Below are 13,400 nucleotides of genomic sequence, written 5' to 3'. Positions count from 1 at the left end.
GCCCTCCAGGACAGCAGAAGGCGTACGCCGAATCAGGCTGCGGCGCCGACCGGCAGGGCAGGGCCACCCGGGCGACGCAAGGCGCTGTCGTACCGGCGCAGGACCAGCGCCGCGATGCCCGGGTGGTCGGCGATCGGGTCGGCCACCGCATCGGCCCCGGCCTCGGCGAGCGCCCCCGTGAACCGCCCCGGCGCGAGCAGATGCGCGGCCACGGCCACCCTCCGGTACCCGGCGGTCCGCAGCCGCGCCACCGCCTCGGGGACGGTGGGCCCGGCCGACGAGCAGTACGCCCCGCACACCGGAACCCCGCGCACCGGACCCCCGGGCACCGGACCCCCGGGCACCGGACCCCCGCACAGCAGCAGTCGCAATTGCCGGACGGCCACCCGCGCCCCGTCATTGCCTCCGGGCCGCGACGATCCGGCGGCGGCGAGGACCACGGCATCGGCCCGCACGCCCGAGCGCCGCTCCGCCTCGTCCAGCCGGTCGCGCAGGGCGAGCGCAACGGCACGGTCGCCGCTGAGCCCGTCGGTGAGCACACATCCGCGGCCGGAACTGCCGTGGCTCCGGACGACGGCGGGGATGTCGACCGTGCGGTGGTATCCGTCGCCGAGGAGGAGGGGCACGACGACGGCACCGTCCCGCAGGGCCTCGGCGAGGGAGGGGGAGGAGGGGGACCGGTGGTCGAGGTGACCAAGGGCGGGCCGCACCCCGCCGAGCTCCTCGACCCGGTCGCAGAGCCGCCCCAGGGTGCGGGCGGCACCGGGCAGGGCGCTGCCGTGCACGGCGAGCACCAGGGGCGGAGCTGCCGAACCCCTTTCCAGGGGCCGCTCTTCCAGAGGCCGCCCGTCCAGACGTCCCACTTCCAGAGGCCGCCCGTCCAGACGTCGCACTTCCAGAGGTCGCACTGTCCACCCCATCCGAAGCCGGAGAACCCACGCTCTTTGCGAGCGGGCCCGGGACGGGACAGTGGTGTCGCCGCACTCCCGCCCCGGAAACCGCATCGCACCGGGCTGCAGTCGTGGTCGGGGAGCAGCCCGTCGCCCACGACGCTACGCCCGCGCCCGCCGGGCGACGCCCGCCAAAAGGCCTGACCGCACGGGCCGTTGGGCCCTGGTGGACGGGTCCTTAGCGGTCCGGCGCCGGGCCCCGCCCGGCCTACCGTCAGAGGGAAGGTCCCCCGCCCGCAGCGGCTCGGCGGGGGATTCCCCCGGCGCGACGGAGTGTGACTCCCATGACCCAGACCCTGGTGCTCATCGGCCACGGAATGGTGGGCCACCGTTTCCTGGAGACGCTCGCGGAGCGCGGCGCCCTCGCCGACCCCGCGGCGCCGGACGGTCCCGGCTGGCGGGTGACCGTGCTCGCCGAGGAGGACAGGCCCGCGTACGACCGGGTCCACCTCTCCTCCGCGTTCACCGGCGCCACCGACGCCGAACTCGCCCTGGGCGAGCCGGGCTTCCTCGACCGCCACGGCATCGACCTGCGCCTCGCCGACCCGGCCGAGCACATCGACACCGCGGCCCGCACGGTCACCACGACCTCCGGCGCCACCGTCCCCTACGACACCCTGGTCATCGCCACCGGCTCCTACCCCTTCGTGCCGCCCGTCCCGGGCGCCGACGCCCCCGGCTGCTTCACCTACCGCACCCTGTACGACGTCGAGACCCTCTCCGCGTACGCCTCCGAAGAGGGCCGCACCACCGGCGTCGTCATCGGTGGCGGACTCCTCGGCCTGGAGGCCGCGGGCGCACTGCGCACCCTGGGACTGCGCACCCACGTCGTCGAGTTCGCACCCCGGCTCATGCCGCTCCAGGTCGACGACGGGGGTGCCGCGGCCCTGCGGGCCACCATCGAGTCGATGGGGGTGTCCGTGCACACGGGGGTCGGGGCGAGCCGGGTCGACGCGGACGACGAGGGAGCCGTGCGCGCCCTGTGCCTGAGCGACGGCCGCACCCTCGACGCCGATGTCGTGGTCTTCTCCGCCGGAGTACGTCCCCGGGACCGCCTCGCCCGTGAGGCTGGGCTGGTCGTGGGGGACCGGGGCGGCATCGTCGTCGACGAGCACTGCCGCACCACCGACCCCTACGTCTACGCGATCGGCGAGTGCGCCCAGGGCGCCGACGGCCGCGTCTACGGCCTGGTCGCCCCCGGCTACCAGATGGCCGAGGCGGCCGCCGACGCCCTGGCGGGGGACGGCACCTCCGTCTTCACCGGAGCCGACACCTCCACCAAGCTGAAGCTGATGGGCGCCGACGTCGCCTCCTTCGGTGACCCCTTCGCACCCGAGGGCGCGGAGGGCGGTGCCGTCTCCGTCGTCTTCTCCGACAGCCGCGAAGGCGTCTACAAGAAGCTGCTGCTCGGGCCGGAAGGGCAGTTGCTCGGCGGCATCCTCGTCGGCGACGCCGAGGCCTACGGCACCCTGGTGCCGCACGCAGGACGCCCCCTGCCCGCGCCTCCCCAGGCATACGTCGTGCCCGCCTCGGACATCGAACTCCCGGGCGCCGAAGCCCTCCCCGACGACGCCGTCGTCTGCAGCTGCCACAACGTCACCAAGGGAGCCGTCCGCACCGCCGTCGCCGAGAACTCCCTCACCGACGTCGGCGGCATCAAGCGGTGCACCAAGGCGGGCACGGGCTGCGGCGGCTGCCTCGCCACCCTGCAGTCCGTGCTCGACGCGGAGCTCGCCGCCGCCGGGATCGAGAAGCCCAAGGGCCTGTGCGAGCACTTCGCGCTGACCCGCGCCGAGATCTACGAGACGGTCCGCACCGAGCGCATCCGCTCCTTCAGCGAACTGATGGCGAAGCATGGCCTGGGCGGCGAGGGCTGCACCGTCTGCAAGCCCGTCGTCGGCAACGTCCTCGGCACCCTCGCCCCCGAACTGGGCCTCGGCCACGTCCTGGACGGTGAGCAGGCCGCCCTCCAGGACTCCAACGACCTCTTCCTCGCCAACCTCCAGAAGGACGGCACCTACTCCGTCGTCCCGCGCGTCCCCGGCGGCGAGATCACCCCCGCCCAGCTCATCGCGATCGGCGAGGTCGCCCGCGACTTCGACCTCTACACGAAGATCACCGGTGGACAGCGCATCGACCTCTTCGGCGCCCGCGCGGACCAACTTCCCGCGATCTGGCGCCGTCTGGTCGCCGTCGGCCTGGAGTCCGGCCACGCCTACGGCAAGTCCCTGCGCACGGTGAAGTCCTGTGTCGGGGCGAAGTTCTGCCGGTTCGGGCAGGGCGACTCCGTGCAACTCGCGATCGACATGGAGCTGCGCTACCGCGGCCTGCGCACCCCGCACAAGATCAAGGGCGGCGTCTCCGGGTGTCTGCGCGAGTGCGCCGAGGCCCGCGGCAAGGACATCGGCGTCATCGCCACCGCCAACGGCTGGAACCTCTACGTCTGCGGCAACGGCGGCGCCCGGCCGCGCCACGCCGACCTCCTCGCCGCCGACCTGTCGACCACCGACCTCCTCCGCCTCGTCGACCGCTTCCTCATGTACTACCTGCGGACCGGCGAGCGCCTGGAGCGCACCGCCCCGTGGTTCGAGCGCATCGGCGGCCTCGACCACCTGAAGTCCGTCCTGATCGACGACTCGCTCGGCATCTGTGCCGAACTGGAGGCCCAGATGGACCGCCACGCGGCGGCCTACCGCGACGAGTGGCAGGCGGTCCTTGAGGACCCGCAGGCCCTGGCGCGCTTCGAGCAGCACCTCGCGCAGCCGTCTCCCGAGTTCCTGGAGCCGGGCCGCGGCCGGGCGGCGGTCCTGCCCGACGGCACCGAGGCGGCCCTCTTCAAGGACGGCGAAGGACGGGTGTACGCCGTCGGCAACCGCGACCCGTTCTCCGGCGCCGACGTGATCGCCCACGGCATCCTCGGCACCCGTGGCGGCCGCACCGTCGTGGCCTCGCCGATGCACAAGCAGGAGTTCGACCTGCGGACCGGCGAGTGCCTGGACGATCCGTCGGTCGCGCTGCCGGTGCACGAGGTCTGAAGTCCCCTCACATTCCCGGACTTCGGCCCGGCCGGGAGGTGTCCTCCGCCTCTGCTCCCGATCGCGCGCACGCCGGATGGTGGATACGTCAGGCCCCGTAGCAAGGTCGGGACCCTGAGCGAACTGGGAACCAACATGAGATCGCCTGCCGCTCAAGCAGCGCCAACCGCGCCCACCGGCACGTCGTACGACCCCGCGCAGTACCGGCCCGGCCAGACCATCACCGACTGGGAGCCGGAGAACGACCTCTTCTGGAAGTCCACCGGCAAGAAGGTGGCCGCCCGCAACCTGTGGATCGCGGTGCCCGCCCTGCTGGTCGCCTTCGTGGTCTGGCAGGTGTGGTCGGTCACGGCGACCAACCTCAAGGACGTCGGCTTCGGCTTCTCCACCTCCCAGCTGTTCTGGCTGACGGCGGTCCCGGGCCTGACGGGCGGCACGGCCCGGATCTTCTACACCTTCCTCGGCCCGATGATCGGCCAGCGCCGCTTCACCGCGCTCTCCACGGTCGTCCTGGTCATCCCGCTGATCTGGCTCGGCATCGCGGTCCAGAACCCCGACACCTCGTACGGCGTGATGATCGCCATCGCGGCCCTCTGCGGCATCGGCGGCGCCAACTTCGCCTCGTCCCTGGCCAACATCGGCTTCTTCTTCCCCAAGAAGGACAAGGGCAACGCGACCGGCATCAACGGCGGCCTCGGCAACCTGGGCGTCTCGGTCGTCCAGCTGCTCACCCCGATCGTCATCACCAGCTCGGTCATCGCGGTCGGCTCGGCCCAGCACAAGGCCGACGGCACACCGGTCTGGCTGCAGAACGCGGCGTTCCTGTGGGTGCCGGTCCTGGTGATCCTGGCGGTCGTCGCCTGGTTCGGCCAGAACGACCTGAAGGTCGCCTCGACCCCGTTCAGCCAGCAGAAGGTCATCTTCAAGCGCAAGCACAACTGGCTGATGACCTGGCTCTACGTCGGTACGTTCGGCTCCTTCATCGGCTTCGCCGCGGCCCTGCCGATGCTCATCAAGACCACGTTCACCCCGATCGACGCGGCCTACTCCGCGGCCACCTACGCCTGGATGGGCCCGGCCGTGGGCGCGCTCGCCCGCTGGGCGGGCGGCTGGATCGCCGACAAGATCGGCGGCGCGAGGGTCACCATCATCTCGTTCGTCGGCATGGCGCTCTCGATCATCGGCGTCATCAACTTCCTCCCCGCAGGCGGCGACAACGGCAACTTCTGGGGCTTCTTCGCCTGCTTCCTGCTCGCGTTCTTCTTCTCGGGCATCGGCAACGGCTCCACGTTCCGCCAGATCCCGGTGATCTTCCGCAACCAGCACCTGAAGGGCCTGACCGAGGGCACGCCCGAGTACACGAAGGCGCTGAAGCAGTCGGAGATGGAGGCGGGCGCCGTCACCGGCTTCACCTCCGCCATCGCGGCATACGGCTTCTTCTTCATCCCGGCGATGTTCGCCAACTTCGCGGTCACCAGCGCGATGTGGGGCTTCGTGGCCTTCTACGCCAGCTGCATCGTGGTCGCCTGGTGGTTCTACGCCCGCAAGGGCGCGGAGTCGCCGAGCTGACGCCTCACACCACCCCCTCTTCCCGGCCGTTCCGTACCACGGAGCGGCCGGGAATTTCTTGTGAATGCATTCACAAGCGAACTTAGGTCCAAAGTCCCGAGAGAAGTGCCAGGTCAGAGGTGGTGTTGGGTGGTTTCCGTGCGGAGAAAGGGGACCTCCGGTCCCGGATCGAGGACCATTGCTGCCCCTTTGATCGATCAGAAAGGAGTGGAATGGAGACGTAGCGAAGAAGCGATACGGAAGGTGCGGGTCATGACTGCCACGCCAGCGGAAGCGACTGTGAACGGCGAGGCCTGGGACGGCTTCAGGGGCGGTCTGTGGCGGGACGCCATCGACGTCCGCGACTTCGTTCAGCAGAACTACACCCCGTACGAAGGAGACGACTCCTTCCTGGCGGGCCCGACCGAACGCACCACCGAGGTCTGGCAGAAGCTCCTCTCGATGTTCCCCACGGAGATCGAGCGCGGCATCCACGACGTCGACGTGCGGACGCCCTCCCGCATCGACGCCTTCCGGCCCGGCTACGTCGACGGCACCGCCGCCGACCACAAGGACCTGATCGTCGGCCTGCAGACCGACGCCCCGCTCAAGCGCGCCATCATGCCCAACGGCGGCTGGCGGATGGTCGAAGGCGCCCTCAACGCCTACGGCTACGAGGCCGACCCCGAGGTCCGGGACATCTACACGCACCTGCGCAAGACCCACAACGAAGGCGTCTTCGACGCCTACACGCCCGAGATCCGCGCCTGCCGCTCCTCCGGCATCATCACCGGCCTGCCCGACGCCTACGGCCGGGGCCGCATCATCGGCGACTACCGCCGCGTCGCCCTCTACGGCGTCGACCGGCTCATCGCCGAGAAGGAGGCCGACAAGGCCGCACTCGGCGAGGAGTGGGCGACCGAGGACGTCATCCGCGGCCGCGAGGAGACCTCCGAGCAGATCAAGGCCCTCAAGGAACTCAAGGCCATGGCGATGTCGTACGGCTACGACATCGCGCAGCCCGCCACCACCGGCCGCGAGGCCGTCCAGTGGCTGTACTTCGCCTACCTCGCCGCCGTGAAGGAGCAGAACGGCGCGGCCATGTCGATCGGCCGCATCGACAACTTCCTCGACATCTACCTGCAGCGCGACATCGACGCGGGCCGCATCACGGAGGCCGAGGCCCAGGAGTTCATCGACGACTTCGTCATCAAGCTCCGCATCGTCCGCTTCCTGCGCACCCCCGAGTACAACGAGGGCTTCTCCGGCGACCCGACCTGGGTCACCTGGTCGATGGCCGGGATCGGCGAGGACGGCCGCCCGCTGGTCTCGCGCACCACCTTCCGCGCCCTGCAGACCCTCTACAACCTCGGCCCCGCCCCCGAGCCGAACCTGACGGTCTTCTGGTCGCAGCAGCTGCCCCAGGGCTTCAAGGAGTTCGCCTCCAAGGTCGCCATCGACACCTCGGCCATCCAGTTCGAGTCCGACGAGCTGATGCGCCCCAAGTACGGCGACGACACCGCGATCGCCTGCTGCGTCTCCGCGATGGCCGTCGGCAAGCAGATGCAGTTCTTCGGCGCCCGCGTGAACGTCGCCAAGGCGCTCCTCTACGCGATCAACGGCGGCCGCGACGAGAAGTCCGGCAAGACCATCGTGCAGGGCTTCACGCCCGTCGAGGGCGACTACCTGGACTACGCGACCGTCGTGAAGCAGTACGACGCGATGCTCGACTGGCTCGCCAAGACGTACGTCCACGCGCTCAACGTCATCCACTACATGCACGACAAGTACGCCTACGAGCGCATCGAGATGGCGCTGCACGACCAGGAGATCCTGCGCACCATGGCGTGCGGCATCGCGGGCCTCTCGGTCGCCGCCGACTCGCTCTCGGCGATCAAGCACGCCAGGGTCAAGGTGATCCGCGACGAGACGGGCCTCGCCGTCGACTACGAGGTCGAGGGCGACTACCCCGCCTACGGCAACAACGACGACCGCGCCGACGACATCGCGAAGCGCATCGTGCACGACTTCATGCAGAAGGTCCGCAAGCACCCCACCTACCGCGACGCGGTGCACACCCAGTCGGTGCTGACCATCACCTCGAACGTCGTCTACGGCAAGAAGACCGGCAACACCCCCGACGGCCGCCGCGCGGGCATGCCCTTCGCGCCGGGCGCCAACCCGATGAACGGCCGTGACGAGCACGGCTACATCGCCTCGGCGATGTCGGTCGCCAAGCTGCCCTACGACGACGCCGAGGACGGCATCTCGCTGACCAACACCATCACTCCGGACGCGCTCGGCCGCACCCCCGAGGAGCGCGTCGCGAACCTCGCCGGAGTCCTGGACGGCTTCATGGCCAGCGACGGCTTCCACATGAACGTCAACGTGCTCAACAAGGCGACCCTGCAGGACGCCATGGAGCACCCGGAGAACTACCCGCAGCTGACCATCCGGGTCTCCGGATACGCGGTCAACTTCATCCGGCTCACCCGCGACCAGCAGCTCGACGTCATCAACCGCACCTTCCACGGCTCGCTCTGAGCCACCGGCTCCTTCCGAGCCACCGGCTCCCTCCGGGGAGCCGCCCCCGAACCGCGGCCCCGGGGCCGGGCCCTCACCCCGGCCCCGGGCGCCGCGCACACCGTGTCCTGCCAGTAGTCCGGGAGTTACACCATGGCTGTCCTGCTCGGTACCGACATTCCCGTGCGCACCCGCGCGACCGATGAGGACGCGGCCACCCCCGCGGCGGCCGCCACCCACCGCCCCGTCACCGGCTCGATCCACTCCTGGGACCTGTCGACCGGCGTCGACGGTCCTGGGTCGCGCTTCGTCACGTTCCTCGCCGGGTGTCCCCTGAGCTGTCTGTACTGCCACAACCCCGACACCTGGCGGATGCGGGACGGCAAGCGGACCACGGCGGACGACGTGATCGCGGAGGCCGCCAAGTACACGCGGTTCATCTCCGCGGCCGGGGGCGGGGCCACCGTCAGCGGCGGCGAACCCCTCCTGCAGCCCGTCTTCACCGGCGAACTCCTGCACCGCTTCAAGCACGAGCTGGGGCTGCACACCGCGCTCGACACATCGGGCTTCCTCGGCACCCGCGCCACCGACGCCCTGCTCCGCGACGTCGACCTGGTCCTGCTCGACATCAAGTCCTGGGACCCCGACACGTACCGGACGGTCACCGGTCGTCCCCTGCAGCCCACCCTCGACTTCGCCCGCCGCCTGGCCGCCCTCGGCCAGGAGACCTGGGTGCGCTTCGTCCTCGTCCCCGGCCTGACCGATGACCCGGCGAACATCGAGGGCGTCGCCCGCTTCGCCGCCTCGCTCGGCAACATCTCGCGCGTCGACGTGCTGCCCTTCCACAAGCTGGGCGAGGCGAAGTGGGACGCGCTCGGCAAGGACTTCACGCTGCGCGGCACCCCCTCGCCCACCCCGGACCAGGTGGCCGCGGCCAAGGAGATCTTCGCAGCTCAGGGCCTCAAGGCCGTGTAAATCGGGCCGTCGGGTCCGCCCGACGTACCCTGGAGGCATGAGCACCGCCCCCGCCCCCGAACCGCGCGATCCGGACGAGCCGAAGCCCAACGAGCCGGAGCCCAAGGCGAAGAACGCGCTGGTCTTTGACGACCCGCTGGAGCAGCAGTCGTCGGACGATACGGACCGAGGGTGGGGCGAGCGGGCCGAGTCCCGCGGTGACAGCGCGGCCGATCTCGCGCGCTTCCTCGACGAGAAGCCGCCCCACCACATCTGAACCCGCGCTACTCCTCGCGCGGCACCGAGCCCGAGCCCGAGCCCGAGCCGCGCTGCGCCACCAGGGCGTCGCGGATCTCCTTGAGGACCTCCAGCTCGGAGATCTCGATGACCTCCTGCGTCCCCTCCTTCTCGGCCTTCTTGGCGGCCGCCCGCGCCAGATACTTGGCCATGGGCAGCACCATCAGGAAGTACACGACGGCCGCGGTGATCACGAAGCTGAGGACCGCGCTGAGCACGGTGCCCCACATGATCGGGATGCCCGTGACGACTTCGCCTGCGTCGTTCGTCTCGCAGGGAGACTTCAGGCACGAGCTGTAGTGATCGAGGTCCTTCGTCCCGAAGGCGCCGACGAGCGGGTTGATGACGCCCTTCACCACCGAGTTCACGATGTTCGTGAAGGCGGCTCCGATGACCACCGCGACCGCCAGGTCGACGACATTGCCGCGCATCAGGAAGGCCTTGAAGCCCTCCCAGAGACCCGGTTCCTTCTTCTCGCTCACCACGAGGCCTTTCGTTGCATGTGCGGGTTGTGGAACAAACAACTTCGCAACCTACGTGAGCCCCGGGCCGCCCTGTCCAATTGACTCGCACGAACGAGCTACTTGACAGCCCTTCAGTGCGATCGTGAACGTTCCGCTTCCGCTTCATCGGAGGGTCACCGCCAGCCGCGCGCTCGCCCCGGCCCCTGCCAGCCGCGCCGCCGTGTCCCTCGGGACGGAGAGCACCACCAACGCACCGCTCTCGGTGGGCCCTTCCCCGGGTTCGGGCACAGCGGAAACCCTGGCCCCCGACGCCACCACGCGCGGCTCGGCGCCGTCCGCGGGCGATCCGTCGGCAGCGATCACGTCGACCCGGTCGCCGGGGCGGAGCAGACGCACCGTGTCCGCGTCCGCGATCCGCACGGGGGCGGACACCGCTGCCGTCGCGGTCGTGCTCGTCGTGGACCGCTGCGCCGCGGCTGCGACCCGGTGCGGCGGAACGGCTTCCCGCGAGGCCTCCTCCCGCGGTGCCGTGCTCGCGAGGGCGGCGGCGGTCATCGCGAGGCCCACGGCCAGGGCCCGCCGCCGGTGCCGCAGCAGTCGGCTCAGCCACGGATGTCCGCCGCGCACCCGCACGGGCGGAAAGTCAGGGACCCGGCAGCCTTCGGACGGGCGTGCCTGGTCTTCCGGTCGGGTCTGAGGAGGGACATGCGTCACGACAACCACCGCCTGCGATGCGAGGAGCTCGGCTTCCGCTCTCACGATGCAGGCCCGAGCCGATCCCCGCTGAGGCCCGTGGACTACCCGCCGGTTGTGGACAACTCCCTCATCCGAACGAGGACTTCCGCCCGCCTAAAGGCGTCTCACGGCTGACGGCACCTCACGGGTGGAGGCGTCTCACGGCAGCCGGATCCCCGGATCCGCACCGCCCAGCGCCCTCGCGCACAGACACTCGCGGTCCCCGCCGCCCTCCGGCAGCCCCGCCACCGCGTCGAACAGCACGCCCCGCAGCCGGTCCACATTGGCGGCGAACACCCGCAGGACCTCCTCGTGCGAGACTCCCTCGCCGGTCTCCGCGCCCGCGTCCAGATCCGTGACCAGGTTCAATGACGTGTAGCAGAGCTCCAGTTCGCGGGCGAGCGCCGCCTCGGGGTGTCCGGTCATGCCCACCACCGACCAGCCCTGCGCCGCGTACCAGCGCGACTCCGCCCGGGTGGAGAAGCGCGGCCCTTCGATCACGACGAGTGTCCCCCCGTCGACCGGCTCCCAGTCGCGGCCGCGGGCCGCCTTCAGGGCCGCGCCGCGGCCCACGGGGCAGTAGGGGTCGGCGAGCGAGACGTGGACGACGTTCGGCACGCCGCCGTCGGGGAGCGGAACCCCGTCGAAGTACGTCTGGGCGCGCGTCTGCGTGCGGTCCACGAGTTGGTCGGGCACCAGCAGCGTGCCTGGCCCGTACTCGGCCCGCAGCCCGCCGACCGCGCACGGTCCGAGGACCTGGCGCACGCCCACGGAGCGCAACGCCCACAGGTTGGCGCGGTAGTTGATGCGGTGCGGCGGCAGATGGTGGCCGCGGCCGTGCCGGGGCAGGAAGGCGACCCGGCGCCCCGCGATCCTGCCGAGGAAGAGGGAGTCGCTCGGAGCTCCGTAGGGGGTGTCGACCTGTATCTCGGTCACGTCGTCGAGGAAGGAGTAGAAGCCGGAGCCGCCTATGACGCCGATCTCGGCCTGCGCGGCGTTCACCGTGTTCACCATGGCCCGACACAGTAGCCGGACAGCAGCCGGGGCGGCAGACGCCGCGAGACCGCCGTCACACGCCGACGACCCCGCCGTCGTAGGACGGCGGGGTCGGTCGGAACAGCGTGTGTGAAGTCCTACGCGGCCGAGCTCGACGACGTGGACGTCGAGGAGGAGCCGGACGACTTGGAGTCCGAGGACGAGGAGGACGAAGCAGCCTTCGAGTCCGACGTGGACGAGGTGCCCGACGAGGAACCGGACGCCGACTTCGACGACGCGTTCGCGGGCGTGCTGCTCGACGACGAGCCGCGGCTGTCGTTGCGGTAGAAGCCCGAGCCCTTGAAGACGATGCCGACCGCCGAGAACACCTTCTTGAGGCGTCCGTCGCAGTTGGGGCACACGGTCAGGGCGTCATCGGTGAACTTCTGCACCGCCTCGAGGCCCTCGCCGCACTCGGTGCACTGGTACTGGTACGTCGGCACTTGCTTCCTCCTGGCACTCTCACTCGATGAGTGCTAACGACGGTCCATAGTGACGTATTCCGCGGGATCAGTCCACCGTCACCGGTACGCGGTGACCGACGCCACGTGCCACGGTGCGGCCCGAGGCCTTGGGAACGAGCCTCGAACGCAGCGTCGCGAGGACCACGAGAGCCAGTGCGGTGCCGCCCAGCGGGACCAGGAATCCGGCCCCGTCCCAGAAGCGGTCCTCCAGCTGTCCGGCGACCGTGACGGCCGCCGCCTGCCCGAGCGCGACCGCGCCGGTCAGCCAGGTGAAGGCCTCCGTGCGACCGGTCGGCGGGACCAGCTTGTCGACCAGCGTGTAGCCGGTGATCAGCGCGGGCGCGATGCAGACGCCGACCAGCAGGCCGAGTCCGGCGAGGAGCGGCACGGAGTGCGCCGCCCACAGGCCGGAGGCCATCAGGGTCAGTGCCGCGTAGCCGACCAGGAGCCGTCGCTGCGGGGAGACCTTCCAGGCGATGGCGCCGCAGATGACGCCGGAGAGCATGTTGCCCGCCGCGAAGGTGCCGTAGAGGACGCCGTTCAGGCCGGGCTCGCCGATCGACTCGGTGAACGCGGCCAGCGAGACCTGCATGCCGCCGAAGACGGCGCCGATGCCGAGGAACGTGACCATCAGGACCCGCACTCCGGGGATGCGCAGCGCGGAGACGTGCTCCACGCGCGCGTGCTCGTCGTGGTGCGCGGACGGCTTGGGCTGAGTGCTCTTCTGTGCGGCGAACAGGAGGCCGCCGACCAGCGTGAGTCCGGCCTCGGTGAGGAGTCCGGCGGAGGGGTCGATGGTGGTGCACAGCGCGGTGGCGAGCAGCGGGCCGAGGACGAAGGTCAGCTCGTCGGTGACCGACTCGAAGGCGGCCGCGGTGGTGGCCAGGGGGGAGTCCTGCAGCTTGGCGCCCCAGCGGGCGCGCACCATGGGGCCGATCTGGGGTGTGGAGGCACCCGCGGGCACGGCGGCCACGAAGAGCGTCCACAAGGGGGCGTCGGAGAGCGCGAGCACCGTCAGGGTGACGACCGACGCGGAGTGGACCAGTACGCCGGGCAGCAGGACGGCGCGCTGTCCGAACCGGTCGGCGAGCTTGCCGCTGAAGGGGGCGAACAGCGCCATGGAGACGCCGGTGGCGGCCGAGACGGCGCCTGCGGCGCCGTACGAGCCGGTGGTGTGCTGGACCAGCAGGACGATGGAGATGGTCAGCATCGCGAAGGGCTGTCGCGCCGCGAAGCCGGGGAGCAGGAACGTCCAGGCGCGAGGGGTGCGCAGGAGCTGTCCGTAGCCCGGGCGGGATTCGGTGACCGTGGATGCCACGGCCCGTGCCTTTCTGCCGCCTGGTAGCGCCCGTGCGGGGGCGCCGAGAGCTGTCCTCTTGCGCGGAACTGCGGTAG

Annotated in this window: 11 protein-coding genes; 5 read left to right on the top strand and 6 right to left on the bottom strand. The window is 70.8% G+C overall.

What is annotated here, in order from left to right; genetic code table 11:
* Nucleotides 1-32: 32 nt before the first annotated feature.
* The gene (locus ABZV77_RS29885) at nucleotides 33-863 is read right to left on the bottom strand and encodes a CbiX/SirB N-terminal domain-containing protein (protein ID WP_356263279.1); all 831 of its coding nucleotides are present in this window, start codon (nucleotides 861-863) and stop codon (nucleotides 33-35) included.
* 371 nt (nucleotides 864-1,234) lie between these two features.
* Here ABZV77_RS29885 and nirB point away from each other — a divergent pair, with 371 nt between their 5' ends.
* From nirB to ABZV77_RS29860, 5 genes are all read left to right on the top strand, one after another.
* Nucleotides 1,235-3,985, top strand: coding sequence for a nitrite reductase large subunit NirB (gene nirB / locus ABZV77_RS29880; protein ID WP_356263277.1), 2,751 nt, complete (start codon nucleotides 1,235-1,237; stop codon nucleotides 3,983-3,985).
* Nucleotides 3,986-4,120: 135 nt separating this feature from the next.
* Nucleotides 4,121-5,554 carry a NarK family nitrate/nitrite MFS transporter gene (locus tag ABZV77_RS29875; RefSeq protein WP_356263275.1) on the top strand — a complete coding sequence of 478 codons (1,434 nt, stop codon included), beginning with the start codon at nucleotides 4,121-4,123 and terminating at the stop codon, nucleotides 5,552-5,554.
* A 252-nt stretch (nucleotides 5,555-5,806) separates the two neighbouring features.
* A complete protein-coding gene (gene pflB, locus ABZV77_RS29870; protein WP_356263272.1) occupies nucleotides 5,807-8,077 on the top strand; it encodes a formate C-acetyltransferase in 2,271 nt (756 codons plus the stop codon).
* Between the two features lie 132 nt (nucleotides 8,078-8,209).
* Nucleotides 8,210-9,031, top strand: a complete 822-nt coding sequence (gene pflA / locus ABZV77_RS29865) for a pyruvate formate-lyase-activating protein (protein ID WP_356263269.1) — start codon at nucleotides 8,210-8,212, stop codon at nucleotides 9,029-9,031.
* A gap of 37 nt (nucleotides 9,032-9,068) precedes the next feature.
* Complete coding sequence (locus ABZV77_RS29860; protein ID WP_356263266.1) at nucleotides 9,069-9,287, top strand: hypothetical protein; 219 nt, start codon at nucleotides 9,069-9,071, stop codon at nucleotides 9,285-9,287.
* A 7-nt stretch (nucleotides 9,288-9,294) separates the two neighbouring features.
* Here ABZV77_RS29860 and mscL read toward each other — a convergent pair whose 3' ends face one another.
* From mscL to ABZV77_RS29835, 5 genes are all read right to left on the bottom strand, one after another.
* Nucleotides 9,295-9,792: a large conductance mechanosensitive channel protein MscL gene (mscL, locus tag ABZV77_RS29855; RefSeq protein ID WP_356263263.1), complete on the bottom strand. Its 498-nt coding sequence runs from the start codon at nucleotides 9,790-9,792 to the stop codon at nucleotides 9,295-9,297.
* 141 nt (nucleotides 9,793-9,933) lie between these two features.
* A complete protein-coding gene (locus ABZV77_RS29850) occupies nucleotides 9,934-10,404 on the bottom strand; it encodes an RcpC/CpaB family pilus assembly protein (RefSeq protein ID WP_356263261.1) in 471 nt (156 codons plus the stop codon).
* Nucleotides 10,405-10,665: 261 nt separating this feature from the next.
* Nucleotides 10,666-11,520, bottom strand: coding sequence for an S-methyl-5'-thioadenosine phosphorylase (locus ABZV77_RS29845; RefSeq protein ID WP_356263259.1), 855 nt, complete (start codon nucleotides 11,518-11,520; stop codon nucleotides 10,666-10,668).
* A gap of 119 nt (nucleotides 11,521-11,639) precedes the next feature.
* Nucleotides 11,640-11,984, bottom strand: coding sequence for an FmdB family zinc ribbon protein (locus ABZV77_RS29840; protein WP_356263257.1), 345 nt, complete (start codon nucleotides 11,982-11,984; stop codon nucleotides 11,640-11,642).
* A 67-nt stretch (nucleotides 11,985-12,051) separates the two neighbouring features.
* Entirely contained in the window at nucleotides 12,052-13,323 is a 1,272-nt protein-coding gene (locus ABZV77_RS29835) for an MFS transporter (RefSeq protein WP_356263254.1), read from the bottom strand.
* Nucleotides 13,324-13,400 lie beyond the last annotated feature (77 nt).

This window comes from Streptomyces sp. NPDC004732 (assembly GCF_040609235.1).
Lineage (GTDB): Bacteria > Actinomycetota > Actinomycetes > Streptomycetales > Streptomycetaceae > Streptomyces.
The sequence above is the reverse complement of the archived record's forward strand: the minus strand, read 5'-3'. Positions and strand labels throughout refer to the sequence as shown.

Coding starts and splice junctions, on each gene's coding strand:
- nirB (WP_356263277.1), top strand. CDS start 1,235: ATGACCCAGACCCTGGTGCTCATCGGCCACGGAATGGTGGGCCACCGT.
- ABZV77_RS29875 (WP_356263275.1), top strand. CDS start 4,121: ATGAGATCGCCTGCCGCTCAAGCAGCGCCAACCGCGCCCACCGGCACG.
- pflB (WP_356263272.1), top strand. CDS start 5,807: ATGACTGCCACGCCAGCGGAAGCGACTGTGAACGGCGAGGCCTGGGAC.
- pflA (WP_356263269.1), top strand. CDS start 8,210: ATGGCTGTCCTGCTCGGTACCGACATTCCCGTGCGCACCCGCGCGACC.
- ABZV77_RS29860 (WP_356263266.1), top strand. CDS start 9,069: ATGAGCACCGCCCCCGCCCCCGAACCGCGCGATCCGGACGAGCCGAAG.
- ABZV77_RS29845 (WP_356263259.1), bottom strand. CDS start 11,520: ATGGTGAACACGGTGAACGCCGCGCAGGCCGAGATCGGCGTCATAGGC.